Below are 26,125 nucleotides of genomic sequence, written 5' to 3' on the forward strand. Positions count from 1 at the left end.
CGCGCGGCGATTATCCTTATTCCGTTGCCGAACATTCCCTGCTGGTAGAGCAGATTTACGGCAGGTTAGTGCCTGATTCATCGCTGAAATGGCGGCTGGCGGCGTTGCTGCACGATGCGCCTGAATACGTGATTGGCGACATGATATCACCTGTCAAGGCCGCCATCGGCGCGGAATATGGTGTGCTGGATGACCGCCTGACGGCAGCGATTCACATTCGTTTCGGCTTGCCGGCGACCCTTCCCCTGAAAATCAAGCGGCAGATCAAGGCCGCCGACAGGGTTTCGGCCTGGCTGGAGGCCATTCAGATCGCGGGATTCACCGCCGGTGAGGCAGACAAGCTGTTCGGCCGCCCCCCGCCGGAACTGATCGCCGGAATGGAAATCAGGCTGCGCGCGCCGGTCGAGGTTCGCGCCGATTTCACCGAACGGCATTTGCAATTGCTGGATATGATCGCGCGCTGAACGATGTCAGGCCGCATTACGCGCCGGTTTGGGTTTGTCCGACAGGCCTTCGGCCACAACATAAGCCCGCTTTCCTGTCAGCCCTTTTTCCGCGAAAACGGTATTTCGCTCATCCTCGGTCAAAGAGTCCCACGGGCCACGATCCTGTATAAAACCGTCACGAACCAGGCGGCGACCAAGGCGCGGCAGGTTCAATTCGCCAAAAGACAGGCGGCTGGACCGCTGTTTGGCCTTCGGCACCCATTCGCGCAGAAGCGTGTTCAGAACGACGGGGGCGCTGCCACTGAAGTGGGTCAGATGCGCGATCAGATTGTCCGCAACATTCGAGCTGCGGCGCAAAACGATGGCCACGTGCTGATCGGGCCTTGCGACCATCGCGAACAGATGCAGCGCCGATCCATCGGCCGCGATGACCTGTCTGGCCGCCTTGTACCGGGCAATCTGTTCGGCCATTGCATGTTTTTGCGGGTGAAAAATCTCATAGCCCTGTTCGGCCAGCTTTTGTTCAAGAACATGCTCGCCCAGCATGCCCCCTTTACGCAGGCCCAGCGCGGATCGCGAAACATACAGCCGGTCAGGCCCGGAAGGCTCTGTTCCAGCACCAAACCGGTTGTGAATGGCATCGCGAAAGGCATTTGTGCCCTTTGATATCGGCCCCAGACCAAACCCCTGTCCGGGCACGATCAGATGTTCCACACGCATCGGTTCGGCGGCAACGCGGATCGGCAGATCACATCCCATCATGTCCAGAAAGGCGCGCTGAAACCCCTTGGTTTCGTCACCCAGGCGCGGTCGCTTTGGAATGAACACTATCCCGTCCACCGGGCCATCCAAATGATCCAGCGCCCACAGGCGGGCGGTGCTTTCGGCCAGAAAATGCCCGAAATGTGCCCACAGAACCCCGCCCCACAGCCAGCGGCCCGGCAGAACCGGCAACGGCCCCTGTGGCACATCAAACGGCAAGGTGATCGGACGCCGGCCCCGCCAAAGGGCACCATGCCCGCAATAGGCGCCGTCGGCGGTCAAGACACCGGCGGGCTGCCGCATGGATGAAATTTCCGGGGGCGCGATGATCGCATCATGCAGCGACAGGATGTCAGAGGACCAGCCACCGTCTGGATCAGGAATTGAATCGCTCGCACTCGTCACTGTTTCACCCCAGATTGCTCTAGCGCGGACTGCGTTTGGCCAGAATGCGCTGTAATGTCCGCCTGTGCATGTTCAGCCGGCGCGCGGTTTCTGAAACGTTCCGGTCGCATTGTTCATAGACGCGCTGGATATGTTCCCAACGAACCCTGTCCGCAGACATCGGATGTTCGGGTGGGGGAGGCAAACTGTCGCCCGTGGCCAGCAACGCGGCGGTAATGTCATTGGCATCGGCGGGCTTTGACAGATAGTCGGTCGCACCGATCTTGACCGCCGCGACGGCCGTCGCAATCGCGCCATAACCTGTCAGCACCACGATACGCGCATCTGGCCGTGCCTCGCGCAGGGTTTCGACGACATCCAGCCCGTTCCCGTCTGTCAGGCGCAGGTCGATCACGGCATAGGCGGGCGGATTGGCGCGGGCAAACGCCTTGCCTTCTGCCACGGTCAGGGCGATTTCAGGTATGAACCCGCGCTTTTCCATCGCTTTGGCAAGCCGGCGCAGAAATGGCTCGTCGTCATCGACCAGAAGCAGCGAACGGTCATCGCCCGGTTCGTGCGTTTCTTGTCCGGCCATTTCAATCCTTTCCAGTGTCACCTGGTTGTCATTGGAATGACTGTATGTGCTTCGTTCGTTCGGGTCAATTTGACTGTATCACCGACCCTTGTCGGCCTTGATGAAGCAGGCCACCCGATCCGCCATGTCGTTGGCCGTGACATCGCGGGCGAAGAAATCGACAAAGCCGACATCGGGCAGAACCAGATAAGTAAAGGTCGAGTGATCGACCAGATAGTATTCGGGATCACCTTCCTGTTTCTTGAAATAGGTGCGATAGGCCGTTGATGCTGCTTTCACCTGTTCTTCCGATCCGGTCAGGCCCAACATCTTTGGGTGCAGATAATCAGTGAATTCCGCCATCACTTCGGGCGTGTCGCGCGCCGGATCAATCGAGATGAAAACCGGCAAGACATCGTAGCCGCGCTTGTCCAGCTCGGTCACGGCATCGGCATTTCGGGCATTGTCCAGCGGGCACACATCGGGGCAAAAGGTGTAACCGAAATACAGCAAGGTCGGCCTGGTGATGACATCCGTGTCGGTGACGGTGCGCCCGGTTTCGTCAACCAGCGTGAACGGCCCGCCGATCGCCCCCGACCCCCCGGCAACCTTCGAGGTGCGGCAACTGGCAAAACGGTCGGTCGAACGGCCTGTCGCCACCGCCCAAAGCCCCAGCGCCGCCGCAGCGACAACAATTCCAGTGGCCAACCAGCGTTTCATCGTCATTCTCCTGTTGTTGCGCGTGCTTTGATGGTCTTTCGTGCGCGGATATACAAGTAAACAGCTTGTCACAGGGGAAGATGATGGCCCACAGGACCGATGCGATGCTGCCCGGGCTTGCCGATCGCAGCCAATGGGTGCGGTTGCGCACGCTGATCTGGCTGCGATGGGTGGCCATCACGGGTCAGATCGTGGCGTTGACAGTGGCCCATCACTGGTTTTCGCTGCAAATTCCACTGGGGCTGAGCTTTCTGGCGGTGGGCGCGGCGGTCATCGTGAACTTGACAGCGATACTGGTCTTTCCCGGAAACAAGCGCCTTTCGGAAAACGAAGCGACGCTGATGCTTATGCTGGATATTGCTCAGCTTGCTGCCTTGCTGGCAATCACCGGCGGGCTGAACAATCCCTTTGCGCTGCTGATCCTGACACCCGTCACGATTTCAGCCACGGCATTGCGGTTTCGGTCAACCATCCTGTTGGGTGCCTCGGCGATGATTCTGGTCACGTTGCTGGCCGCCTTCTATCTGCCCCTGCGTGATAAAACAGGCACTATTCAGGCCTTGCCAGAGATTTTCCTGTTCGGCTTCTGGGTCGCCATCCTGATCGGTGTCGCGTTTCTTGCCGTCTATGCCGGTCGTGTGACCGCCGAGATAAATTCGATGCAGGATGCGCTTTCGGCAACGCAACTGGCCCTGGCCCGAGAGCAGACACTGACAGACCTGGGCGGTGTCGTTGCGGCCGCCGCGCATGAGCTTGGCACGCCACTGGCGACGATCAAGCTGGTCAGCAGCGAATTGCAGGAAGACCTGACGGACAATCCGGCCCTGCTGGAGGATGTCAGGCTGATTGGCGCACAGGCCGACAGGTGCCGCGACATTCTGCGGTCGATGGGCCGGGCCGGCAAGGATGACCTGCAGATGCGCAGCGCGCCCCTGGCCACTGTCGTATCCGAGGCAGCCGAGCCGCATCAGGGCCGCGGCAAAGATGTCCGCCTGTCGCTGCATCCTGCCCGCGGCAGCGATCCGCGCGAACCCATCATCCTGCGCCGCCCGGAAATTATTCACGGTCTGCGCAATCTGGTGCAAAACGCCGTCGATTTTTCCACTGGCAAGGTCTGGGTAGAGGTTCACTGGTCAGACACCACAATCGGCGTGCGTATTCTGGACGACGGCCCCGGGTTTTCGCCGCATGCGTTGGCGCGTATCGGCGACCCGTTCATGCGGCAGCGCCGAAGCGAGGAAGACCGCGCCAGGCGCCCGGAATACGAAGGCATGGGGTTGGGCCTGTTCATCGCCAAGACACTGTTAGAGCGTTCGGGGGCGCAGCTTGTCTTTGCGAATGGCGCCGAATTCAGCGTCGAACATCCCGCCAGTGCCACGGGCGCCATCGTGCGGGTAACCTGGCCGCGCGAGGCGATTGCCCTTCGCGAGGGCGCCGATGCCCTGGCCTTGGGTGAAAACCAACCGATCGAGTCCTGATCTGCGGCGGATTAACCGTTGATTAACCATTCTCGTCAAAACCTTGACTGCGCGCTTTTCAAGGGTTTGGACGGAACATGGATTTCAGCCTGGCGATAATCCTGGTGATTACATCCCTATGCACCGCGATGGCGGCGCTGATCATCGTTTCATTGCTACCCGTCCCTGGAAAGCGACAGGCCGCATCACCCACAGATACAGACGGGCCGGTCCTGCTGTTCAACGGTGAACGCCTTGTCGATGCCACGCCCGGCGGCTGGCAGTTGCTGGATCAGGGGCCCGAAGGGTTGGGTCCGTGGCATCGGCTGGGCGCGATACTGGCCGCACGTTTTCCGGGTTCTGTCGCTGCCTTGGCCGGCCTGCGCGAAACCGGGCAGGCCGAGATTGCCGACCGTGCCGGTAATGCAATCCTGCAGGCGCAACTTATTGGCGGCATTACCCGCATTGCACTGCGCGACAAGCCGGGGCGCCCCCCCGAAATTGACCCGCAATGCCTGGCCTCGCTGAATGCCGAACTTGATATCCTGCGGCGTGTGGCCACAACGATGCCAACACCCGCCTGGCAACAAGACAGTCAGGGTGTCGTTCTGTGGGCGAACCGGGCCTATCTTGGTTTGGTGGAAAACACGCTGCCCCAGGGCGAGACACTGACATGGCCGCTGCCGCTGCTGTTCGACACCGTTCACGCTGGCGGCATGGCCGAAGATCTTTCACCGCACCGGTTTTCGATTTCCGGCAGGGGCGGGCAAAATCACTGGTTTGACTGCATCGCCTTTCCCCAGCCCGATGCGCCGCTGTTTTTCGCCATACCGTCCGATGCCACGGTGCAGGCCGAAGCCTCGCTTCGGAACTTTGTTCAGACGCTGTCCAAGACATTCGCCGATCTGCCGACCGGGCTGGCGATCTTCAACCGCGCGCGGCAACTGGTGATGTTCAACCCGGCGCTGACCGATCTTTGCCATGTCGACCCCGAATTTCTATCGTCGCGCCCCTTGCTGTTTTCGTTCTTCGACCAGTTGCGCGAACGCCAGATGATGCCAGAGCCAAAAGACTATCGGTCATGGCGGCAAAAAATGGCCGCGCTGGAAAAGGCGGCTTCTGACGGGGTTTATCAGGAAACCTGGACACTGCCATCAGGCCAGACATGGCGGGTATCGGGCCGGCCACATCCTGATGGCGCCGTTGCCTTCCTGTTCGAGGATATCAGCGCGGAAATGTCGCTGACGCGCCGGTTCAGGGTCGAACTGGAACTGGGCCAAGCAGTGCTGGATGGCCTGGATGACGCGGTTGCGGTCTTTTCATCCGCCGGGATTTTGACATTGTCAAACACCGCCTATGTCTCGTTGTGGAACAGCGATCCGACGCGCATGCTGGGCGATATGGATATTCGCGATGCCGCGCGGTTGTGGGCCGATCAATGTGGCGCATCAGAAAACTGGGCGCGCATAGAGCGTTTCATCAACCGCAGCGGCCCGCGTGAACCCTGGCAGGCCGACATTAAGATGGCGGATGGCACGTCACTTGCCTGCCGGGTCAGGCCGATCGCGGGCGGGGCGACCATGGTGTTGTTCACCGCCGCACCGCAAGACGCGACCGCCCCTGCACTGGTTTCGGTCGATATCACCTGATCAGCCCTTGCAGGGCCGTGGCCGGGCGTTAAAACTGCGGGCATGTCCGCTTCGTCATTTCCCGTTTTGGTCGACATGGCGCTGCCTTCGCCCCAGGCGACGGCGGCCTTGGCGCGCCGTTTGGCCGGTCGCGTCGGCAGGGGGGATGTGTTGCTGTTATCCGGCCCGATCGGGGCAGGAAAAACCCATTTCGCACGCGCCTTCATCCAGGCACGAATGGCCGCAAGCGGCCAGATCGAGGATGTTCCATCCCCGACCTTCACGCTGGTGCAGACTTATGACCTGCCGGATCTGGAGATCTGGCATGCCGATCTTTACCGGCTGACACATCCCGATGAGGTGATCGAGCTTGGGCTGGCCGATGCGTTTGAAACATCTATGTGTCTTGTGGAGTGGCCCGACAGGCTGGGTGACATGGCGCCAGAGGATGCCTTGCATCTGGATTTTGCGCTGGCCTCTGATGTCGATGCCCGGAAGGTAACTCTATGGTCGAATATGCCTCGTTGGGGCCCTCTTTTGGAAGATCTTGCCCATGACTGATCGTCTTCAGACCGCGAATGATTTCATCGCGCGCGCAGGCTGGGCCGAGGCCGCGCGGCGGGTGTTGGCAGGTGATGCCTCAAACCGGCGGTATGATCGGCTGACGCTGGGCGATCACACGGCCATTCTGATGGATGCCCCGCCCCAAAAAGATGAAGATGTTCGGCCGTTCATGCAAATTGCGCAGCACCTGTCAGGGCTTGGATACAGCGCGCCGGAAATTCTGGCCGCCGATGTGGCGAACGGTTTTCTTCTGCTCGAAGATCTGGGGGATGCGCTTTATGCGCGGGTTGTCGAAGACAAACCCGAGACCGAGTCTTTGCTGTATTCCGTGGCGATTGACTTTCTGGCCGATCTGCATCGCCATGCGCCGCCCATCGGTCTGGCCCCCTATGATGTTGCTACGATGGCGGAACTGGCGTCGATGGCAGTTGACTGGTATCTGCCTGCCGCCACGGGCGCCCCTGCCAGCGATGCCCAGCGGGCAGAATTTTACGGCGCGGTCGCGTCTGCGCTGCAGGCGGTGCCCGAAACCCCGCCCGTGCTGATCCTGCGCGATTTTCATGCCGAGAACCTGATATGGTTGCCGGAACGGGCCGGTCTGGCCCGGGTCGGTTTGCTGGATTTTCAGGATGCCCGCGCCGGACATCCCGCCTATGATCTGATTTCGTTGCTGGAGGATGCGCGGCGCGATGTTTCAAAGCCGCTGCAAGATCAGATGATGGCGCGGTATCTTGCGGCGACGGGCCAGCCCGCCACAGAATTCGCCCATGCCTGCGCCGCCATTGCAGCCCAGCGCAATCTGCGTATCGTCGGCATTTTTGCCCGCCTTTGCATTCGTGATGCAAAGCCCCATTATATAGACTTGATGGCCCGCGTCTGGGGGCATCTGCTGAACGACCTTTCGCACCCGGCCCTGGCGGATTTACGTGATGTGGTCGAAAACCTGCTTCCGCCGCCTGACGCGGAAATATGCAACAGGATCAAAAGCAAGTGCCCGACCAGCCCAAATCAATAATGCTGTTTGCCGCCGGGTTTGGCACCCGAATGGGCCCGCTGACAGCACATCGGCCCAAGCCCCTTGTGCCGGTAGGGGGAACCTGCCTGCTGGATCATGCCATAAGACTTGCTGATGATGCCGGGATCGGCTGCAAGGTGGTCAATGCCCATTATCTGGCCGGGCAAATCGGCACGCATTTGCAAGGGCGCGGCGATATCACTGTGATCGTCGAACAGCCGGACATTCTGGAAACGGGCGGTGGGCTGCGTAACGCGCTGCCGGTTTTGGGGGATGATCCGGTATTCACCATGAACACCGATGCGATCTGGACCGGCGCCAACCCGCTGCGGCAACTTGCGCAGGCTTGGGATGGCGATCACATGGATGCGTTGCTGCTGTTGATCCCCCGCGAGCGGGCAACCGGGTATATGGGCGATGGTGATTTCAGGCTTGATATGAATGGCCACCTGACGCGCGGGCAAGATTACGTCTATACTGGCGCACAGATCATTCGGACTGAAGGCCTGCACACCATTCCCGACAAAGCATTTTCATTGAACCTTCTGTGGGATTCCATGCTGATTGACGAACGTATTTTCGGCATCGTCCATCAGGGCGGATGGTGCGATGTCGGGCGACCAGATGCCATTCCGCTTGCCGAAGGGCTGCTGAATGTTTCTTAGGGACGAGCCGCGGCTTTTTGGCCTGCCGCCGGGCGCGGATTTTCCTCGTGAATTGCTGATCGGGCTGGAACAGAGACTGAAATCTTGCGCTCCGGATGCCTGGGCGCGGGTAGAAATTTTTGTAAACACACGCCGGATGCAACGCCGGCTGGTCGACATTTTCAACCAGGGGCCGCCGCGCCTGTTGCCCCGGATCCGTCTGGTTACCGAGCTGCATCTTGTTGCCGGGCTGTCGGATATTCCCGCGCCGATACCCCCCTTGCGGCGGCGGCTGGAACTGAGCCAGCTTGTCGCCGGGCTGTTGCGTGCGCAGCCCGATCTTGCGCCCAGCGCCGCGTTGTTCGACCTGTCGGACAGTCTGGCCGCCCTGATGGATGAGATGCAGGGCGAGGGCGTCACGCCCGACGTGCTGCGCAATCTCGACCTGTCGCATCTGTCGGCGCATTGGGAAAGAACACGGTCGTTCCTGTCGATCATCGAGGCATTCTTCGATGGACAATCCCCCGATCCCGAGGCCCGCCAGCGGCTGGCGGCGCAGCGGCTGGCACAGATCTGGCAGGATCAACCACCAGATCACCCGATCATCGTTGCCGGTTCGACGGGGTCGCGCGGGGCGACCGCGCTGTTCATGCAGGCCGTGGCGCGCCTTCCCCTGGGCGCAGTCGTTCTGCCGGGTTTCGATTTCGACCAGCCGGCCGCCGTTTGGGATGGTTTGGACGATGCGCTGACCGCCGAGGATCACCCACAATATCGGTTTCGCAAGCTTGCTGATGCGTTGGCGCTGCACCCATCCGATATTCGTTTGTGGCATTCCGGGGCCGCAGCGCCGGTTCCGTCCCGGAACAAACTGGTCTCACTGGCGCTGCGCCCCGCGCCGGTTACGGATCAGTGGCTTGAGGAAGGCCCGTCGCTGGGCGATCTTCTTTCTGCGACACAGGACCTGACGCTGGTCGAGGCGCCATCGCCCCGGGCCGAGGCGCTGGCCATCGCGCTGCGCCTGCGTCAGGCGATAGAAGACGGCCATCGCGCGGCGCTGATCACCCCCGATCGCGTGTTGACCCGGCAGGTTACAGCAGCCCTGGACCGGTGGGGCATTCTGCCCGATGACAGCGCAGGCCAGCCGCTGCACCTGTCGGCCCCCGGCAGGCTGTTGCGCCAGATCGCGGCATTGTTTGGCCAGAAGCTGACCTCTGAAACGTTGTTGGCGTTGCTGAAACATCCGCTTACCTTCTCGACCGTGCGGCGTGGCCACCACCTGCGCTGGACGCGCGATCTGGAACTGTTCCTGCGCCGCCATGGCATTCCCTTTCCGACTGACACCATCCTGACGCGCTGGGCCGAACGCCAAAATGACGACGGGCGGCGCGAATGGGCGTCTTGGCTGGGGAAGACGCTGGCTGGAACCGATATGGTTGGCACGCGCGATCTGAAACAGCATATCACCCATTTGTGGCGTCTGGCCGATGCGCTGGCCGCTGGGGATGAGGAAGGGCGAGCCGGGCAGATATGGGACGAACCCGCCGGAATTTCCGCAAGACAGGTCATGCAAGACCTGCTGGACGAATCCGGCGCGGCCGGCCAGCTGACCCCGAGCGATTTCAGCGCGCTGTTCACCTCGGTTCTGTCGGCGCGGGTGGTGCAGAACCCGGCGCGATCGCATCCCGATGTCATGATCTGGGGCACGCTTGAGGCACGCATGCAGGGGGCCGATCTGGTTATCCTTGGCGGGCTGAACGAAGGCAGCTGGCCCGCCACCCCCGCCCCTGATCCGTGGCTGAACCGCGAAATGCGCAAGCAGGCCGGCCTGTTGTTGCCCGAACGGCGCATCGGCCTGTCAGCGCATGATTTTCAGCAGGCCATCGGGGTTGGCCATGTCGTTCTGACCCGTGCCATCCGCAATGACGAGGCCGAAACCGTGCCGTCGCGCTGGCTGAACCGCCTGATGAACCTGCTCAGCGGTCTGCCCCGTCAAGCTGGCGACAAGGCATTGGACGAAATGCGCGGCCGGGGCAAAGACCTGCTGGCCATGGCGGTGGCGCTGGACCAGCCAGACATATCGTTGCCGCCTGCGCCGCGGCCCGCACCGCGGCCACCGGTGGCCGCGCGCCCAAGGCAATTGTCGGTAACGCGCATCACCGTCCTGATCCGCGATCCCTATGCGATTTATGCGGCCTATATCCTTAACTTGCGCCCGCTTGACCCGTTGCAACAGGTTGCAGATGCCCCGTTGCGCGGCACCATCCTGCACAAGATCCTGGACCAGTTCATCCGGCAGGGCGTGAACGCTGACCCCGCCAAGGCCAAACGCGACCTTCTGCAAATCGCCGACAGCGTGTTTGCCGAAGATGCGCCCTGGATTGCCGCGCAACGCATATGGCGGGCCCGGCTGGCGCGGGTTGCGGATTGGCTGATCGCAGGCGAACATCAGCGGATGCTTCAGGGCACATGGGTGGCGCTTGAACAAAGAGGCTCTGTTGCACTGGAGAACGGCTTTGTTTTGACGGCCGAGGCGGATCGGATTGACCGGCTGAACAATGGTCATCTGATCATATATGACTATAAGACCGGAACCCCACCGAGCCCCAGGCAGATGACTGAATTCGACAAGCAATTACTGCTTGAGGCCGCGATGGCCGAACGAGGCGGCTTTGCCGGGCTTGACCCTGCGCCGGTTGACAGGGTTGCCTATATCGGCCTTGGATCGGCACCCAAAATCGTGACCCATGATATGGCTGACGGGCTGGCCGATACGACCTGGGCTGAACTGGTGAAACTGATCACACAATATGGGCGGCGCGATCAGGGTTATCTGTCACGGCGGGCTGTGTTCAGCCGTGACAGCGTCGGGGATTACGACCACCTTGCGCGATTTGGCGAATGGGATTCCAGCACCCCCGGCAGCGGTCAGGAGGTCGGATGATACGAAACGCCGCCTCTGAACGCCAGGCGCAGGCCGCCGATCCCGGCGCATCGACATGGCTTTCGGCCAATGCCGGTTCCGGAAAAACCCGCGTTCTGACAGACCGGGTTGCGCGTTTGTTGCTGAACGGGGTGCCGCCACAACGAATCTTGTGCCTGACCTATACCAAGGCTGCCGCCAGCGAGATGCAGAACCGGCTTTTCCGGCGGCTGGGGGAATGGGCAATGCTGGACGCAGACCAGTTGCGCCACCGATTGCTTGATCTGGGGCTGGACCAGAACCCGGACGAAAAGACGTTGCGACAGGCCCGCCGGCTGTTTGCTCGCGCGATCGAAACCCCCGGCGGGCTCAAAATTCAGACGATCCACAGTTTTTGCGCCGGCCTGTTGCGCCGCTTCCCGCTAGAAGCCGGGGTTTCCCCCCAGTTTGTCGAAATGGATGACCGCGCGGCCAAAAGGCTGCGCGAAGAGATATTGGAACATATCGCCGAGCAGGATACCGCTGCCTTTGATGCGATCGCCGCCCATTATACAGGCGATGATCTTGCCGGGCTGACCGCCGAGATTTCCCGGCATCGCGCAGCCTTTGACGCCGCCGATCCGGGCATGATCTGGGCGCGATTTGGCTTGCGCCCCGGCGTGGATGCGCCGGAAATCATTGGCCGTGTCTTTATCGGCGGCGAAGCCGAGCTGATCGACCGGCTGTTGCCTGCGCTGCACGCAGGCAGTGCGAATGACGTAAAGGCCGCCGCAAGACTGAGCGCGCTGAATCTGACTGTGCCCGGCCTGCCCGAGCTTTCCATTCTGGAGGATGTGCTGCTTACTGGCGCCAGCGCCAAACAACCTTTTTCGGCCAAGATAGGCTCTTTCCCGACCAAGGCAACCCGCGAGGGCATTGCCGATATTCTGCCTGTGCTGGAAAGTTTCATGCTCCGCGTTGAAGCGGCGCGCGGTGAGCGTGTGGCGCTGGCTGCGGCGCAACGCTCGGTGGCCTTGCATCAATTCGCAGCGGCCTTTCTGCCCGAATATGCCCGGCGCAAACAACGGCGCGGCTGGCTGGATTTCGACGATCTGATCCTGAAGGCGCGCGATCTGTTGACAGATCCGGGCATTGCCGAATGGGTATTGTTCCGGCTGGACGGCGGCATTGACCATGTTCTGGTTGACGAGGCCCAGGATACCAGCCCCGTGCAATGGCAGGTGATTGATCTGCTGACCCGCGAATTCACCGCCGGGCAGGGGGCGCGCGGCGAGATGTTGCGCACCATCTTTGTGGTTGGGGACAAGAAACAGTCTATCTATTCCTTTCAGGGCGCCGAACCCGACGGCTTTGACCGGATGCGCGAAAGCTTTGGTGCCCGGCTAGTTGCTGCGGGCGGTCAGTTGCGCAATTTGCAGCTTGAATATTCGTTCCGGTCATCCGAAGCGGTCTTGCGCGTGGTCGACAACACCTTTCACAGCGCCAGGCGGCAAGGGATGGGTGATGACGTGTTGCACCGCGCCTTTCGGGCAGAAATGCCGGGCCGGGTTGATCTCTGGCCGATAATCGAGGCCAGCAAAGATCCCGATCCGCCACATTGGGCGGATCCTGTCGATATATTGGCGTCCACCCATCACATGGTTCAGCTGGCCGAACGTATAGCCGCTGAAATCAAGCGTCTGATCGAGGTGGGAGAATCGATCCAAGGCAACGGCGGCGTTCGGCGCAAGATCAAGGCTGGTGATTTTCTGATCCTGGTTCAGCGGCGATCAGCGCTGTTTCACGAGATCATCCGGGCCTGCAAATCGGCGGGCCTGCCGATTGCCGGGGCCGATCGGCTGAAGGTCGGGGGTGAATTGGCGGTCAAGGATCTGACCGCGCTTCTGTCCTTTCTGGCAACACCCGAAGACAGCCTTTCACTGGCCGCCGCGCTGCGTTCGCCCTTGTTTGGCTGGGATGAGGGGATGATCTACGATATAGCCGCAGGCAGGGATGAAAAATTCCTGTGGGCAACGCTCAGAAACCGGAAACAGGCTTATACAGAGACTGTTCAGGTGCTGAGCGCCTTGCTGGATGATGCCGATTTTCTGCGCCCGTATGACCTGATTGAACGCATCCTGACGCGGCATGATGGCCGCCGCCGGCTGATCGCCCGGCTGGGCCCCGAGGCCCAGGACGGCATCGACGCGCTGCTGTCCCTCGCGCTGGGCTATGAGCGCACGGATATCCCCAGTCTCACCGGGTTTTTGTCCTGGCTTGCCACGGAAGAGGTTGAAATAAAACGTCAGGCCGACAGCGCGGGCGACCGGATTCGGGTGATGACGGTTCACGGTGCCAAAGGGCTGGAGGCCCCGGTGGTGATCCTGCCCGATTCGGGAAAGCGTGACATTCGTCTTTCCGACGAAATTCTTCTGGCGCCCGCTGGCGGTGCGATCTGGAAAACCGCCGCCACCGACAGCCCACCCGTGATTGAACGGGCGCGCGAAGCCTTGCGCCAGCGGCAAGAGGAGGAGCGCCAGAGGCTGCTTTATGTCGCGATGACGCGGGCCGAACAATGGCTGATCGTTTGCGCTGCAGGCGATCTGGCAAATGGCGAAAGCTGGTATGAGCGAATTGACGAAGGGCTGAGCCATGTGGGGGCTGTCGCGCATGACTTCGGGTTTGGCCTGGGTCGGCGCCATGCCACGGGTGATTGGGGCCCACCAGCAGACATGGCGCCGGACAGGCCCGAGACCCCAGCGCCAGCCCTGCCCGGTTGGGCATTGCGTCGGGTTAGCGCCCCGACCAGGCTGCCCGGTGTGCTGACGCCCTCTGATCTGGGTGGGGAAAAGATTGTGGCCGGCGCGGGCGGGCTGGATGAAGAGGCCGCGATGCGCAGGGGGCGGCAGCTGCACATTCTGTTGGAGCATCTGCCCGGCTGCCCCCCCTATCAACGCGCCACACGCGCTGCAACGCTGTTGGCAGGTGATCAGGATTGGGCCAGCGGTTTAGAAACTGCTGCACTTTTGGCTGAAATAGAGCCTGTTCTGGATGATCCTGCCTTGGCCGATCTTTTCGCGTCCGATACATTGGCCGAGGTTGGCATTACCGCCGAACTGCCGGACGGCGGGCGAATTTTTGGCACGATCGACCGGCTGATCATTGGGCCGGACAGGGTGCTGGCTGTCGATTTCAAATCGAATGCGCAGGTCCCCATCCGCGCCGAAGACGTGCCCGACGGGCTGTTGCGGCAAATGGGCGCTTATCGTGCCGCGCTGGCACGGCTTTATCCTGACAAGCAGATCGACACCGCGATATTATGGACCCGCACGGCCATATTGATGCCGCTGCCATCACAATTGGTTGCTGACGCCTTTGGGCGCGCAACGATATCTTGACGTCCTCTGGCGGGCTTCATAGGTTCGCCCTGACCCAACCGATGCCAAGGAGAGCCATCATGGCAACCGTTCCCGTAACCGACGCCACCTTCGATTCCGAAGTCAGAGAATCCGCACTGCCCGTGGTCGTGGATTTCTGGGCCGAATGGTGCGGCCCGTGTAAACAGATTGGACCGGCCCTGGAGGAGCTTTCCACCGAGCTGGACGGCAAGGTCAAGATCGTCAAGGTAAACGTGGACGAAAACCCCAACAGCCCTGCCCAGATGGGTGTTCGCGGCATTCCGGCGCTGTTCCTGTTCAAGGATGGTCAGGTGGTATCCAACAAGATCGGCGCCGCCCCCAAGGCCGCCCTGAAAAGCTGGATCGAAGGCGAGATCTGATCTGATCGTGATCGTGGTTTAGGGGGCGCCTTGGCGCCCCTTTTTCTTGGCCCGGTTGTTGCCGCCATTTCCGCGACATATATCCCGCACAGCAAAGGAGGCCCCGATGGCAGAAAACACGTTTCCCGGCTGGCACGGCACGACCATCCTTGGCGTCAAGCGCGGCGGCAAGGTGGTGATCGCCGGTGACGGGCAGGTCAGTCTGGGCCAGACCGTCATCAAGGGCACGGCCCGTAAGGTGCGTCGCCTGTCGCCAGGCGGGTTCGACATTGTCGCCGGCTTCGCCGGGTCGACCGCCGATGCGTTTACCCTGCTGGAGCGGCTGGAGGCAAAGCTGGAAGCGACGCCCGGCCAGTTGCAGCGCGCTTGCGTAGAGCTGGCCAAGGACTGGCGCACCGACAAATACCTGCAAAAGCTTGAAGCGATGCTGATCGTCAGCGACGGCGACGCGATTTATGTCGTGACGGGCGCGGGCGATGTGCTGGAACCCGAACATGATGTGGCCGCGATCGGGTCGGGCGGGAACTATGCGCTGGCCGCAGCACGCGGGTTGATGGAAACCGACCTTGATCCCGAACAGATCGCGCGCAAGGCGATGGCGATTGCCGCCGATATCTGCGTGTACACGAACGGCAATCTGACGGTGGAGACGATTTCGAAATGACAGACCTGACCCCCCGCGAGATCGTGTCCGAACTTGACCGCTATATCATCGGCCAGAACGACGCCAAGCGCGCCGTTGCCGTGGCGCTGCGCAATCGCTGGCGGCGCAAGCAATTGCCTGCCGACCTGCGTGACGAGGTTTATCCCAAGAATATCCTGATGATCGGGCCCACCGGCGTGGGCAAGACCGAGATCAGCCGCCGGCTGGCCAAACTGGCCCGCGCGCCCTTTATCAAGGTCGAGGCGACCAAGTTCACCGAGGTCGGCTATGTCGGGCGCGACGTGGAACAGATCATCCGCGATCTGATGGACAGCGCCATTGCCGAAACCCGTGCCTGGATGCGTGACGATGTAAAGGCCGCCGCGCATCAGGCCGCCGAAAACCGGGTGATCGAGGCGCTGGCCGGTTCTGACGCCCGCGATCAGACGCGCGAGATGTTCCGCGGCAAGCTGAAGCGTGGAGAGCTGGATAATACCATGATCGAGCTTGAGGTCGCCGATACATCGAACCCGCTGTCGATGATGGAAATTCCGGGACAGCCCGGGCAGATGGGCATGATGAACCTAGGCGATCTGTTCGGAAAGGCCTTTGGCGGACGCAAGGTGCGCCGCAAAATGACAGTTGCCGAAAGCTATGAGTTGCTGATCGGGGAAGAGGCCGACAAGCTGCTGGATGATGAGGCCGTGAATCGCGCCGCACTGGACGCCGTTCAGGAAAATGGCATCGTGTTTCTGGACGAGATCGACAAGGTCTGCGCCCGGTCGGATGCCCGCGGCGCCGATGTCAGCCGCGAAGGCGTTCAGCGCGATTTGCTGCCGCTGATCGAGGGCACGGTGGTATCAACCAAATACGGCCCGGTGAAAACCGACCATATCCTGTTCATTGCCTCTGGCGCGTTTCATATCGCCAAGCCGTCCGATCTTCTGCCCGAACTGCAGGGGCGGCTGCCGATCCGCGTGGAATTGCAGGCGCTGACCGAACAGGATTTCGTGCGCATCCTGACCGAAACCGACAACGCGCTGACGCTGCAATATTCGGCGCTGATGCAGACCGAAGAAGTCGGTGTCAGCTTTACCGAAGAAGGCATCGCGGCGCTGGCCCGTATCGCGGCCGACGTGAATCGCAGCGTCGAGAATATCGGGGCGCGCAGGCTGTATACCGTGATGGAGCGGGTGTTCGAGGAGTTGAGCTTTACCGCGCCTGACCGTGGCGGCGACAAGATCGTGATTGATGCCGCATTCGTAGAGGCCAATGTCGGCGCGCTGGCGCGGTCTGCTGACATGAGCCGCTATGTGCTATAGCTTTGTGGAAGGATCGTCGGTTCGCAGTTCAAGCCGCCCGATCCATTCCTGAACGTAAAGCTGTATCATGCCCGTTGTTTTGCGCGTTTCGCTGTTGCTGTGCCTGTTGAGCGCCTGCGCGCCAAGGGCCGCGCTGAATATGGTGCCGCAATCTGTGGTGGCAGGCCCGCCGGTGGGTGTGTTTTTTGCGACCACCCGTGGCGAGGACAAGGATACAGTTTTCGGAATTGATCGTTCCACCCTTAGATACGGTCGGGTCGATGTTGCCATTCCGGAAAATCATGTCACCGGAAAGATAGAGCTTGGCGCGCAAAGCGCCGACGCGGCCAATGTATTTGTCGCAACTGCGCGTGACAGCTTTGCCGACGAGGCGCAGTATCGCAACGCCCTGGCCCGGGCGATCCACAAGCTGCCCCCTGCCGAAAGAGAGGCCGTGATCTATGTTCATGGCTTCAACATCAATTTCGCCGAGGGCGTCTTTCGCATCGCACAGCTGCATCGGGATTTCGGAATTACCGGAGTGCCGGTGCTTTATTCCTGGCCGTCGCGGGCGCACCCTTTCGGCTATGCCTATGATCGCGACAGCGTCCTGTTCGCCCGTGACGGGCTTGAAGCCCTGATCCGCGATGTGCGCGCGGCGGGCGCCACAAATATTCTGCTGGTCGGGCACTCGATGGGGGCGCAGCTGGTTATGGAAAGCCTGCGACAGATGGCCATTCAGTCGCCAGATGCCCCGCGCAGATATGTCGATGCGGTTGTGCTGATTTCGCCCGATATTGATGTCGATGTCTTTCGATCACAGGCCAAACGGATGGCCCGTTTACCGCAACCCTTCGTGATTTTTGTATCGCGGCGCGACCGGGTTCTTGCCCTTGCGGCGCGCGTCGGGGGTGAACAGCACCGGCTGGGAAATGTAAGCAGCGTACAGGCGATGGCTGATCTGCCCTTGACCATCGTCGACGTGACCGATTTTTCCAAAGGTGGCGAACTGGGGCATTTCACCGTCGCGCGGTCGCCGGCGCTGATTCAGATCTTGTCACAAATTCCGAGTATTGATGCAGTCATCCGGGGCGATACAGCCGGACGAACGGGGCTGCTGGCCGGCACGGTGCTGGCCGTTCAGGAGGCAACCGAGATTGTGTTGTCGCCCATTTCGGCCCTTGGCCAATAGGCCCTAACGCGGTCGCCGCAAATAAACATAATAGGCACCGCCACCACCGTGGCGTTGATGGGCCTGCACAACCTGCAAGACCAAAGGCCGCAGTGCCGGGCTGTTCAGCCAGTCGGGCACATTGTGCCGCAACTGCCCGCGCCGTTGGGGTATCGGGCCGTCATCGGGCATATCGCGGCCTTTGCCCGTAATCACCAGAACAAGGCGTTTGCCCGCCGCCTGCGCCCGATAGATGAATTCGGTCAAGGCTGGCTGCGCCTGTGCCAAAGTCATACCGTGCAGGTCCATCCGGCCCTCGGGCGACAGCTTGCCCCGTTTCAGGCGGTCAAAGTTGCGGCGGTCCATGACAACCGGCGCATTCTTGACGCGTTCATGAATAGGCGCGGCAAGGTCGTGCCGCATCGCCGGCGGACCGGATTTTCGCCCGATCTGAAAGGCGCTGATTTCGGTTCTGGGTCGGGATGGGGGTGGGGGTGGTGTTTTGCCTGGCTGCATCGCGGGGGGTTTGGGGGCGTCACGGCGAAGCGGCGTTGCCGTTTTTGCGACTTGCTCCCACAGGGCGCGTTCTTCGGGGGTTAGTCCCTGGGGCGGGCGGCGCGCCACTGTCAGCCCCCCGAAGCCATCTGAAACGCCTGGTCGATCGGCAGCAAGACGATCATTCGGCCCGGATCACGGATGGTTCCCGCCTGTTTGCCGGCATCATCACCGGTGCCGAAGAAAATATCAGCGCGCTGCGGTCCCTTGATCGCCGACCCGGTGTCTTGTGCGATCATCAGGCGGCGCATCGGGTCGCGCCCCCCTTTTTCGATCCAGACCGGCGCGCCCAGTGGCGTATATGCCGGATCGACGGCAATAGTGCGCAGAGGCGTAACCGAGCGGTTCATCGCGCCAAGCGGGCCCTTGGCCGGATCAATGCCCGACAGGGGCCGGAAAAATACAAAGGATGGGTTGTGGCGCAGAAGTTCCGCACCCTCGGCCGGGTTACGGCGCACCCAGCTTCGGATCACCTCTGCAGAGACCTGATGCGGCTGATATATGCCGCGCCGCACAAGTTCCTGACCGATTGAACGGTATTCATGGCCGTTCTTGCCGCCATATCCGACCCGCAACACCGACCCGTCAGACAGCCGAATGCGGCCCGATCCCTGAATCTGAAGAAAGAATACATCCACGGGGTCATCTATCCAGGCGATCTCCAGCCCGCGCCCGGCCAATGCGTTGTCGGATTCTATCTCATCGCGCGATTTCCACACATCTCCCGGATTCAGTTCGGGAGGTTTGCGATAGATCGGAAAGCGAAATCGCGATGTTCGATGCGTGGAACCGTGCAGCTCCGGCTCAAAATAGCCGGTAAAAAGCGCCGATTGCGGTCCGCCGATTGCCACGGGGCGAAAGAACAGTTCAAAAAACGTGCGGGCGTCGGGCCCGTCCTTCGCGAAAGAGCAAAGAGATGACCAGTATGGATCGTTCAGATCGCCGCAGGTTTCGACAAAGGCCGCAAGCGCGGCCTGGTGATCGTCTTCTGTCCATCCGGCCAGATCATCGAATTGCAGCATCTCGACCTGCGTTGCATCGGCGGGAAGGGCCCAGCCCATGATCAGCGCCGCGAGTATCGCCGCGATCCGCGATCCACGGGTCATTCCCCCGTTGCCACCAGACGCCAGTTGGGATCGGACGAGCCCATGATCCGGGCAAAGGTCCAGATATCCCGCTGGCGCTTGATCTCGTTTGGGTTGCCCTCGACGATTTCGTTTTGGGCATTGCGCACGCAGGAAGACAGCTCGCCGATGAATCGAACGGTCAGTTCGGCCTCATTCGTATCGCGGGCAAAACGGGCGTCATGCAGCGACAGTTCGCGGATACCGATAAAGCTGGCCTCGATGTGCAGCCCCTGCTGTTCACGCGCAGCGATGCTGCTGGCAAAAGTCTGGTAAACCTCGTCCGACAGGAAGGGGCGGATCGTATCAAGGTCGCCATTTTCATAGCCCATCAGGATCATTTCATAGGCGCCGCGCGCGCCGCTCAGGAATTCATGCACGCTGAAGCCAGGTTCGGTCATCTTCATGGATGCCAGCGCCTTGGCGGCGGGCGTTCCGTCTTTGACATGGTCGGTGATGTCGGAATCAACACCGCCTTCGATAATCTCGAATCCGGGGCGGGTGGCGGCCGGGCCTGGGCGCGCGGCGGGTATCTTCGGCTTTTCGAATCCTTCCCGCGTTCCCAACACCGAGCGCAACCGCAAAATCAGAAATAGCGCCACACCTGCCAGTACCAAAAGTTGAATAATCGCTGCGTTCATTGATTCTCCGGGCTGCCCCGGGGTTGGTATCGGGGCAATTCATCACATATGTAGGTCAGCAAGTTGGTCAAGTCTACCATCGCCCCCGAATAGGATCGAATATACATGTGGCTTTTCGTGCTGTTTCTTGCGGTTCCGCTGATCGAAATCGCCCTGTTCGTACAGGTCGGTGGTGTAATCGGCCTGTGGCCGACCTTGGCGATTGTCGTGGCCACGGCCATCGTCGGCACTTCGTTGATGCGTGCGCAGGGTGCGGTTGCCATGGGGCAGATCCGGGCCTCTTTTTCCGACATGCGCGATCCAACCGAGCCGCTGGCGCATGGGGCGATGGTTCTGATTGCAGGTATGCTGTTGCTGACGCCCGGATTCTTTACCGACAGTATCGGTTTGCTGCTGTTGATCCCGCTTGTGCGCACGGCCGTGTTTCGCTGGCTGCGGGCACGTATCAAGATTCAAACCTTTTCAACGGGCCCCCGCCACTCGGGGGATGACGTTATCGACGGCGAATTCGAAGAGGTGCGCCCGCGCGATGAAACCCGGCAATCCGTGACCCGTCTGCACCGGCATTGAGGCGGTGAATGCTTCCTGCTAAGGAGCGCCGGAAACCGGACCAATCGCTGGAGCGTAGCCATGACCGAAACCGACAACACCGCCGCGACCGAGCAGCAACAAGTCAAGTTGCAGATCCTGGGGCAGTTCATTCGCGATATGTCGTTTGAAAACCTGTTGATGCAAAAGGGCTATTCCGGCGAGGTGAACCCGGATGTTCAGGTTCAGGTCGGGCTTGACGCCAAGAAGCGCGCCGCCGAAAATCAGTATGAGGTCATGCTGAAATTCACCGTCCAGTCGAATAACAAATCCGACAAGGCCCCGTTATTCCTGCTGGAGCTTGAATATGGCGGCATTTTCCAGATCGAAAACGTGCCCGACGACCAGATTCATCCGTTTTTGCTGATCGAATGCCCGCGCATGCTGTTTCCCTTCGTGCGTCGCATCGTCAGTGATGTCACCCGCGATGGGGGCTTTCCACCGCTTAATCTGGAAGTCGTTGATTTTGTTGCGATCTATCGCCAGGAAATCGCGCGCCGCGCCGAGGCGCAAAAGGCAGCCGCGCAGATCAACTGAGCCTGCTCCACAATGCGCTGTCGCCCAGTCTGGCCACAAAGGCCGCATGGGCGGCGGCCTCGTCTTCGGTCAGTCGCGGCGGCAAGGGCTGTGGGCGCGGCCCTGCTTTCCATCTGCCACCGTCGCGGTTGTGGCCCGTCGCGGTTGACCGCGTGACGCTGCCCAACACCAGGTCGGGCTGTCGGCCGCCGATCAGTTCAAGATAGACCTCTGCCAGAATTTCAGAATCGAGAAGCGCGCCGTGTTTTTCACGCGCGGAATTATCCACCCCGAACCGGCGACACAATGCATCGAGCGAGGCAGGAGAGCCGGGAAATTTTTCGCGCGCCATGGTTAGCGTATCAATGGCACGGTCCCATGGCAAAGCGGGCAGACCGATCCAGCCCAGTTCGGCGTTCAGAAATTTCATGTCAAAGCTGGCGTTATGGATGATCAGCTTTGCATCGGCAACAAAATCAAGAAACGCCTGTCCGATCTGGCGGAAAACCGGTTTGTCGCGCAGAAAATCATCGCCCAGGCCGTGCACCTCGAAGGCGGATTGTGGCATGGAGCGTTCTGGATTGATGTATTGATGATAGGTCTTGCCGGTCGGCAGGTGGTTCCACAGTTCGACCGCGCCAATTTCGACGATCCGGTCGCCCTGTTGGGGGTCAAATCCGGTCGTTTCGGTATCAAGCACGATTTCACGCATTCAGACGGCTCCGGATATCTGCAATGACACACGCCACGGCCCGGCGCGCGTCTTCCAGCGTTGTGGTTTCGATCACGTAATCTGACCTGGCCCGTTTGGCAGCGTCGGGCATCTGTTTGGCGATGATCGTATCGATTTGTTCGGGTGTCATCGTGCCGCGCGCCATAACCCGCGCCCGCTGAACCTCGGGCGGGGCGGATACAGTCAGCGTGGCGTCCATCCCGTGATTATTGCCTCCCTCAAACAACAAGGGAATGTCGTAAACGATGATCTGGGCATCCGCATGGGCGGCGGTAAATTCGGCGCGGTCCTGTGCGACCAGTGGATGAATGACCTTTTCAATCCGGGCAAGCGCGCTCGGATCTTCCGCGATCCAGTCTTTCAGTCTGGGTCGGCTGACGGCCCCATCAACGATCGCCTGCGGGCGCAACTTGCGCATCGGTGTAATCGCTGCGCCGCCCATAGCATAAAGGCGATGAACCGCGGCATCTGCATCCCAAACCGGAATCCCGGCATCGGCGAACATGGCGGCAGTCGTTGATTTGCCCATTCCGATAGAGCCGGTCAGGCCAAGGCGAAAGGGTCGGCCCGTCATGCGCCCAACACCACGGCACGGGTTTTTTCGTCGATATCGGGCCTGACGCCGAACCAGCGTTCAAAGCCGGGTGCCGCCTGATAGATCAGCATGCCCAGACCATCGACCACGGTGCAGCCTGCCTCGGTCGCGGCTTGCAACAGATGTGTCTGCAGTGGCGTATAAACCAGATCGGTAACAACGGTTTTGGGTGTCAGCCCATCCAGTGGCACCCGGAATTCAGGTTTGCCCACCATGCCCAGCGAGGTCGTGTTAACCACCGTCGCGGCACCTTCGATCATGTTTCCAGCCTGAACCCAGTCATAAATCACCAGCTTGGCGCCAAATTCCGATCGCAAAACATCGGCGCGCGCGCGGGTTCTGTTGGTAATACGTATTTCGGGCACACCGACCTCGATCAACGAGGCCACAACTGCCCGCGCCGCGCCGCCCGCACCAAGAACAGCCGCGGGGCCGTCGGCAGGGTTCCAGGCAGGCGCGCCACGGCGCAGGTTTTCGATAAAGCCATAGCCATCGGTGTTATCGGCATGAATCTTGCCGTCTTTTCTGAAAATCAACGTATTGGCGGCCCCGATCAGGGCGGCGCGGTCTGTCACCAGATCGGCCAGCGCCAGCACGCGTTCCTTGTGGGGAATGGTCACATTGATACCGACAAACCCGATTTTGGGCAGGATCTTCAGCGTGGCCTCCAGATCCTCTTGTCTGACCTCCATCGGGATATAATGGCCGGCCAGCCCATATGTCTTGAGCCAATAGTTATGCAGCCTGGGTGATTTTGAATGAGACACCGGCGACCCGATGATACCGGCAAGCGGGATTCGATCATTCATATGTCCAGGGCTCCGGTTCGGGTCAGATAGGATAACAATTCAATAAGCGGAAGGCCCAGCACTGTGAAGTAATCTCCGTCTATCTTTGCGAACAGGCGCGCGCCTTCCTCTTCCAGCTTGTAACATCCGACCGAGTGACGAACGCTGTGCCAGTTTCTTTGGATATAGGTATCTATGAAACCATCGCTGAGATCATGCATCGTCATACGCGCATATCCGACGTGGCGCCAGACCGGGCGACCCTGGTCATAGACCACAACACCAGAGTAAAGATCGTGCGTTTTTGCCCGCATCTGCATCAATTGGGCGCGCGCCTGGTCGGGATCTTCGGGTTTGGTTCCGATCGTGCCTTTCAGAGAGAGAATCTGATCGCTTCCTATGACGATCGCTTGCGGATGCTTTTCGCTGATCTTGCGCGCCTTGAATTCGGCAAGTGCGTCGGCAAGGTCATGCGGCGTCGCGCCTTCGGCCAACAGGGCCTTGCGGATCGTTTCTTCGTCGATGCGCGCGGGTATCGCCTGAAAGGAAACACCGGCTTGTTGCAGCAGGCGCTGGCGGATTTCCGAGGAGGAGGCGAGCAGGATTGGCTTAACCATCTTTACAATTCTGTTAACAAGTCGCGGGGAAAACCCGGCACTTCTGGGCATGAACGATGTTTTGCAGTCATATGAGCATAGTTCGCCGGAGTTGGCGATGCATCATGCCGGTTTGATCCCCAGTTGACTGTGGTTTCACGAATGACTGTATAACAGTGAACAGCATAGTTTCCGAGATAATTCATCCACAGTCAGTTAACATGTTGAACTCTTTCAACATACTGATTTTAAATAATTAATTTTTGATCTCGTGATTTTTACTGTGTTATTCCAGCTGTTATCAACAGGCATATATTCTTGTGGGCCAAGCCGTGGGTAAATCTTTGATCCACATTGTCCACACCCCCTACTTCATCATCATCTTTTCTTTATAATCTTTATTATTTAAGAGGGGTCATCGGGAAAACACAGCGGGTAAACCATGATCGGAGAGTTTCTGGCCTCGGTCTACCTTTGGGTAAAGGCCCTGCATGTCATTTCAGTGATCGCCTGGATGGCTGGCCTGTTTTATTTGCCAAGACTTTTCGTCTATCACGCAGAGCAGGTTGAAAAGGACGGCAGCACTGAAAAGCTGTTTGTTACGATGGAGCGAAAATTGCTGCGCTTCATCATGAATCCCGCCATGACAGCCACATGGGTTTTCGGGCTGATGCTGGTCTTCACACCCGGCATTGTCAGCTGGTCGTTCGTCTGGCCCTGGACGAAAGCCGCGGCTGTGCTGGGTATGACATGGTTTCATCATTGGCTGGCACTGCGGTATAAGGAATTTTCCCGTGGTCAGAACAGGCTGACGGGTCGGCGGTATCGTATGATGAACGAGCTGCCGACATTGTTGATGGTCGTCATCGTGATCTCGGTGATCGTCAAGTTTTGAAGCGATTGACTTTGTCGGGAAATCGGCCTATCTGACCGGCTAACGGGCTGTCCTGTCCGGTTTTTCCCCTTCTTCCCAGACCCGCGCGAAATGCCAGGGTCCAATCACAGAACAATTTCCATGACCCATAACTGTTTGAAACTGTCCGATCTTAAGGCCAAAAGCCCCAAAGACCTTTTGGCGATGGCTGAAGAGCTTGAGATCGAGAATGCCTCGACCATGCGGAAAGGGGACATGATGTTCTCGATCCTCAAGGAGCGCGCCGAGGAAGGCTGGGAAATTTCCGGGGATGGTGTTCTTGAGGTATTGCAGGACGGGTTCGGTTTTCTGCGGTCAACCGAGGCCAACTATCTGCCTGGGCCCGACGATATCTATGTTTCGCCCGAGATGATCCGCCAGTTTTCATTGCGCACAGGCGATACGGTCGATGGTGTCATTCAGGCGCCCCGCGACAACGAGCGTTACTTCGCGATCACGAAGGTTTCGCAGATCAATTTCGAAGAACCGGAAAAGGCCCGGCACAAGGTGGCCTTTGAGAACCTGACGCCGCTGTATCCTGATGAGCGCCTGAAGATGGAGGTCGAGGATCCGACGATCAAGGACCGCTCTGCCCGGATCATTGATCTGGTTGCGCCGATTGGTAAAGGACAGCGGGGCCTGATCGTGGCGCCGCCGCGCACCGGTAAAACGGTGCTGTTGCAGAACATCGCCAATTCAATCGCGGTCAATCACCCTGAATGCTATCTGATCGTGCTGTTGATTGATGAACGGCCCGAGGAAGTCACCGACATGCAACGTTCGGTAAAGGGTGAGGTCGTGTCATCGACCTTCGACGAACCCGCGACCCGCCACGTTGCTGTATCGGAAATGGTGATCGAAAAGGCCAAACGTCTGGTTGAACACAAGCGTGACGTGGTGATCCTGCTTGATTCCATCACCCGCCTTGGCCGCGCCTATAACACTGTTGTGCCATCCTCTGGCAAGGTGCTGACCGGGGGCGTTGACGCAAATGCGCTGCAGCGGCCCAAGCGGTTTTTCGGCGCGGCGCGTAACATCGAAGAGGGCGGTTCGCTGACCATTATCGCAACCGCCTTGATCGATACCGGAG

General features: G+C 60.0%; 26 protein-coding genes. 16 read left to right on the forward strand and 10 right to left on the reverse strand.

The window, feature by feature from the left end; translation table 11 throughout:
• Positions 1-464, forward strand: a 464-nt coding sequence (locus ACTCHC_RS03570) for an HD domain-containing protein (protein WP_463021083.1), incomplete at its 5' end; no start/stop codon positions are given.
• 6 nt (positions 465-470) lie between these two features.
• Here ACTCHC_RS03570 and ACTCHC_RS03575 read toward each other — a convergent pair.
• From ACTCHC_RS03575 to ACTCHC_RS03585, 3 genes are all read right to left on the reverse strand, one after another.
• Entirely contained in the window at positions 471-1,613 is a 1,143-nt protein-coding gene (locus ACTCHC_RS03575; protein ID WP_463021084.1) for a glycosyltransferase family 61 protein, read from the reverse strand.
• Between the two features lie 19 nt (positions 1,614-1,632).
• Complete coding sequence (locus tag ACTCHC_RS03580) at positions 1,633-2,187, reverse strand: ActR/PrrA/RegA family redox response regulator transcription factor (RefSeq protein WP_463021085.1); 555 nt, start codon at positions 2,185-2,187, stop codon at positions 1,633-1,635.
• 78 nt (positions 2,188-2,265) lie between these two features.
• The gene (locus ACTCHC_RS03585) at positions 2,266-2,892 is read right to left on the reverse strand and encodes an SCO family protein (protein WP_463021086.1); all 627 of its coding nucleotides are present in this window, start codon (positions 2,890-2,892) and stop codon (positions 2,266-2,268) included.
• 77 nt (positions 2,893-2,969) lie between these two features.
• Here ACTCHC_RS03585 and regB point away from each other — a divergent pair, with 77 nt between their 5' ends.
• The 11 genes from regB (at position 2,970) to ACTCHC_RS03640 (ending at position 18,007) form a co-directional block, all read left to right on the forward strand.
• The gene (regB, locus tag ACTCHC_RS03590) at positions 2,970-4,364 is read left to right on the forward strand and encodes a sensor histidine kinase RegB (RefSeq protein ID WP_463021087.1); all 1,395 of its coding nucleotides are present in this window, start codon (positions 2,970-2,972) and stop codon (positions 4,362-4,364) included.
• Positions 4,365-4,441: 77 nt separating this feature from the next.
• Positions 4,442-5,992: a PAS-domain containing protein gene (locus ACTCHC_RS03595; protein WP_463021088.1), complete on the forward strand. Its 1,551-nt coding sequence runs from the start codon at positions 4,442-4,444 to the stop codon at positions 5,990-5,992.
• Between the two features lie 42 nt (positions 5,993-6,034).
• Complete coding sequence (gene tsaE / locus ACTCHC_RS03600) at positions 6,035-6,532, forward strand: tRNA (adenosine(37)-N6)-threonylcarbamoyltransferase complex ATPase subunit type 1 TsaE (protein ID WP_463021089.1); 498 nt, start codon at positions 6,035-6,037, stop codon at positions 6,530-6,532.
• Complete coding sequence (locus tag ACTCHC_RS03605; RefSeq protein ID WP_463021090.1) at positions 6,525-7,550, forward strand: aminoglycoside phosphotransferase family protein; 1,026 nt, start codon at positions 6,525-6,527, stop codon at positions 7,548-7,550. The genes tsaE and ACTCHC_RS03605 overlap by 8 nt, the downstream gene beginning before the upstream one ends.
• Positions 7,526-8,215: a nucleotidyltransferase family protein gene (locus ACTCHC_RS03610; protein ID WP_463021091.1), complete on the forward strand. Its 690-nt coding sequence runs from the start codon at positions 7,526-7,528 to the stop codon at positions 8,213-8,215. Before ACTCHC_RS03605 ends, ACTCHC_RS03610 begins: the two co-directional genes overlap by 25 nt.
• Positions 8,205-11,135 (forward strand): double-strand break repair protein AddB, encoded by a 2,931-nt coding sequence (gene addB / locus ACTCHC_RS03615; RefSeq protein ID WP_463021092.1) that lies wholly within the window; start codon positions 8,205-8,207, stop codon positions 11,133-11,135. The genes ACTCHC_RS03610 and addB overlap by 11 nt, the downstream gene beginning before the upstream one ends.
• Positions 11,132-14,491, forward strand: coding sequence for a double-strand break repair helicase AddA (gene addA / locus ACTCHC_RS03620; RefSeq protein WP_463021093.1), 3,360 nt, complete (start codon positions 11,132-11,134; stop codon positions 14,489-14,491). The genes addB and addA overlap by 4 nt, the downstream gene beginning before the upstream one ends.
• Before the next feature lie 59 nt (positions 14,492-14,550).
• Complete coding sequence (gene trxA / locus ACTCHC_RS03625; protein WP_463021094.1) at positions 14,551-14,871, forward strand: thioredoxin; 321 nt, start codon at positions 14,551-14,553, stop codon at positions 14,869-14,871.
• Between the two features lie 106 nt (positions 14,872-14,977).
• A complete protein-coding gene (gene hslV, locus ACTCHC_RS03630; RefSeq protein WP_463021095.1) occupies positions 14,978-15,535 on the forward strand; it encodes an ATP-dependent protease subunit HslV in 558 nt (185 codons plus the stop codon).
• The gene (hslU, locus tag ACTCHC_RS03635; protein ID WP_463021096.1) at positions 15,532-16,836 is read left to right on the forward strand and encodes an ATP-dependent protease ATPase subunit HslU; all 1,305 of its coding nucleotides are present in this window, start codon (positions 15,532-15,534) and stop codon (positions 16,834-16,836) included. Before hslV ends, hslU begins: the two co-directional genes overlap by 4 nt.
• Positions 16,837-16,903: 67 nt before the next feature.
• Positions 16,904-18,007, forward strand: a complete 1,104-nt coding sequence (locus tag ACTCHC_RS03640; RefSeq protein ID WP_463021097.1) for an alpha/beta hydrolase — start codon at positions 16,904-16,906, stop codon at positions 18,005-18,007.
• Between the two features lie 3 nt (positions 18,008-18,010).
• Here ACTCHC_RS03640 and ACTCHC_RS03645 read toward each other — a convergent pair whose 3' ends face one another.
• The 3 genes from ACTCHC_RS03645 to ACTCHC_RS03655 form a co-directional block, all read right to left on the reverse strand.
• A complete protein-coding gene (locus ACTCHC_RS03645; RefSeq protein ID WP_463021098.1) occupies positions 18,011-18,409 on the reverse strand; it encodes a Smr/MutS family protein in 399 nt (132 codons plus the stop codon).
• A 203-nt stretch (positions 18,410-18,612) separates the two neighbouring features.
• The gene (gene mltA / locus ACTCHC_RS03650) at positions 18,613-19,647 is read right to left on the reverse strand and encodes a murein transglycosylase A (RefSeq protein WP_463021099.1); all 1,035 of its coding nucleotides are present in this window, start codon (positions 19,645-19,647) and stop codon (positions 18,613-18,615) included.
• On the reverse strand, positions 19,644-20,306 hold the full coding sequence (locus ACTCHC_RS03655; RefSeq protein ID WP_463021100.1) for a Tim44/TimA family putative adaptor protein: 663 nt from the start codon (positions 20,304-20,306) through the stop codon (positions 19,644-19,646). The genes mltA and ACTCHC_RS03655 overlap by 4 nt, the downstream gene beginning before the upstream one ends.
• Positions 20,307-20,411: 105 nt before the next feature.
• Here ACTCHC_RS03655 and ACTCHC_RS03660 point away from each other — a divergent pair, with 105 nt between their 5' ends.
• Both ACTCHC_RS03660 and secB read left to right on the forward strand, forming a co-directional pair.
• The gene (locus ACTCHC_RS03660; protein ID WP_463021101.1) at positions 20,412-20,876 is read left to right on the forward strand and encodes an FxsA family protein; all 465 of its coding nucleotides are present in this window, start codon (positions 20,412-20,414) and stop codon (positions 20,874-20,876) included.
• Between the two features lie 60 nt (positions 20,877-20,936).
• On the forward strand, positions 20,937-21,431 hold the full coding sequence (secB, locus tag ACTCHC_RS03665) for a protein-export chaperone SecB (protein ID WP_463021102.1): 495 nt from the start codon (positions 20,937-20,939) through the stop codon (positions 21,429-21,431).
• On the opposite strand, the gene dnaQ is transcribed toward secB, so the two are convergent.
• The 4 genes from dnaQ to ACTCHC_RS03685 are packed head-to-tail and all read right to left on the reverse strand — an operon-like array spanning position 21,424 to position 24,143.
• Positions 21,424-22,122 carry a DNA polymerase III subunit epsilon gene (dnaQ, locus tag ACTCHC_RS03670; protein ID WP_463021103.1) on the reverse strand — a complete coding sequence of 233 codons (699 nt, stop codon included), beginning with the start codon at positions 22,120-22,122 and terminating at the stop codon, positions 21,424-21,426. The genes secB and dnaQ overlap by 8 nt on opposite strands.
• Positions 22,115-22,717 carry a dephospho-CoA kinase gene (gene coaE, locus ACTCHC_RS03675; RefSeq protein WP_463021104.1) on the reverse strand — a complete coding sequence of 201 codons (603 nt, stop codon included), beginning with the start codon at positions 22,715-22,717 and terminating at the stop codon, positions 22,115-22,117. Before coaE ends, dnaQ begins: the two co-directional genes overlap by 8 nt.
• Complete coding sequence (locus tag ACTCHC_RS03680) at positions 22,714-23,547, reverse strand: shikimate dehydrogenase (protein WP_463021106.1); 834 nt, start codon at positions 23,545-23,547, stop codon at positions 22,714-22,716. Before ACTCHC_RS03680 ends, coaE begins: the two co-directional genes overlap by 4 nt.
• Positions 23,544-24,143 (reverse strand): Maf family protein, encoded by a 600-nt coding sequence (locus tag ACTCHC_RS03685; RefSeq protein WP_463021110.1) that lies wholly within the window; start codon positions 24,141-24,143, stop codon positions 23,544-23,546. The genes ACTCHC_RS03680 and ACTCHC_RS03685 overlap by 4 nt, the downstream gene beginning before the upstream one ends.
• 421 nt (positions 24,144-24,564) lie before the next feature.
• Here ACTCHC_RS03685 and hemJ point away from each other — a divergent pair, with 421 nt between their 5' ends.
• Positions 24,565-25,017, forward strand: a complete 453-nt coding sequence (gene hemJ / locus ACTCHC_RS03690) for a protoporphyrinogen oxidase HemJ (RefSeq protein ID WP_463021107.1) — start codon at positions 24,565-24,567, stop codon at positions 25,015-25,017.
• Positions 25,018-25,137: 120 nt separating this feature from the next.
• On the forward strand, positions 25,138-26,125 hold a 988-nt coding region (rho, locus tag ACTCHC_RS03695), incomplete at its 3' end, for a transcription termination factor Rho (RefSeq protein ID WP_463021109.1).

Source organism: Actibacterium sp. (assembly GCF_055134745.1).

Bases quoted from the DNA above. Each gene is read 5' to 3' on its own strand.
- regB (WP_463021087.1), top strand. From the start codon at position 2,970: ATGGCCCACAGGACCGATGCGATGCTGCCCGGGCTTGCCGATCGCAGC.
- dnaQ (WP_463021103.1), bottom strand. From the start codon at position 22,122: ATGCGTGAAATCGTGCTTGATACCGAAACGACCGGATTTGACCCCCAA.
- secB (WP_463021102.1), top strand. From the start codon at position 20,937: ATGACCGAAACCGACAACACCGCCGCGACCGAGCAGCAACAAGTCAAG.
- ACTCHC_RS03595 (WP_463021088.1), top strand. From the start codon at position 4,442: ATGGATTTCAGCCTGGCGATAATCCTGGTGATTACATCCCTATGCACC.
- trxA (WP_463021094.1), top strand. From the start codon at position 14,551: ATGGCAACCGTTCCCGTAACCGACGCCACCTTCGATTCCGAAGTCAGA.
- ACTCHC_RS03655 (WP_463021100.1), bottom strand. From the start codon at position 20,306: ATGAACGCAGCGATTATTCAACTTTTGGTACTGGCAGGTGTGGCGCTA.
- hemJ (WP_463021107.1), top strand. From the start codon at position 24,565: ATGATCGGAGAGTTTCTGGCCTCGGTCTACCTTTGGGTAAAGGCCCTG.
- ACTCHC_RS03645 (WP_463021098.1), bottom strand. From the start codon at position 18,409: ATGCGGCACGACCTTGCCGCGCCTATTCATGAACGCGTCAAGAATGCG.
- mltA (WP_463021099.1), bottom strand. From the start codon at position 19,647: ATGACCCGTGGATCGCGGATCGCGGCGATACTCGCGGCGCTGATCATG.
- ACTCHC_RS03580 (WP_463021085.1), bottom strand. From the start codon at position 2,187: ATGGCCGGACAAGAAACGCACGAACCGGGCGATGACCGTTCGCTGCTT.
- hslU (WP_463021096.1), top strand. From the start codon at position 15,532: ATGACAGACCTGACCCCCCGCGAGATCGTGTCCGAACTTGACCGCTAT.
- ACTCHC_RS03585 (WP_463021086.1), bottom strand. From the start codon at position 2,892: ATGACGATGAAACGCTGGTTGGCCACTGGAATTGTTGTCGCTGCGGCG.
- ACTCHC_RS03680 (WP_463021106.1), bottom strand. From the start codon at position 23,547: ATGAATGATCGAATCCCGCTTGCCGGTATCATCGGGTCGCCGGTGTCT.
- ACTCHC_RS03640 (WP_463021097.1), top strand. From the start codon at position 16,904: ATGCCCGTTGTTTTGCGCGTTTCGCTGTTGCTGTGCCTGTTGAGCGCC.
- ACTCHC_RS03605 (WP_463021090.1), top strand. From the start codon at position 6,525: ATGACTGATCGTCTTCAGACCGCGAATGATTTCATCGCGCGCGCAGGC.
- addA (WP_463021093.1), top strand. From the start codon at position 11,132: ATGATACGAAACGCCGCCTCTGAACGCCAGGCGCAGGCCGCCGATCCC.
- tsaE (WP_463021089.1), top strand. From the start codon at position 6,035: ATGTCCGCTTCGTCATTTCCCGTTTTGGTCGACATGGCGCTGCCTTCG.
- hslV (WP_463021095.1), top strand. From the start codon at position 14,978: ATGGCAGAAAACACGTTTCCCGGCTGGCACGGCACGACCATCCTTGGC.
- ACTCHC_RS03660 (WP_463021101.1), top strand. From the start codon at position 20,412: ATGTGGCTTTTCGTGCTGTTTCTTGCGGTTCCGCTGATCGAAATCGCC.
- addB (WP_463021092.1), top strand. From the start codon at position 8,205: ATGTTTCTTAGGGACGAGCCGCGGCTTTTTGGCCTGCCGCCGGGCGCG.
- coaE (WP_463021104.1), bottom strand. From the start codon at position 22,717: ATGACGGGCCGACCCTTTCGCCTTGGCCTGACCGGCTCTATCGGAATG.
- ACTCHC_RS03685 (WP_463021110.1), bottom strand. From the start codon at position 24,143: ATGGTTAAGCCAATCCTGCTCGCCTCCTCCTCGGAAATCCGCCAGCGC.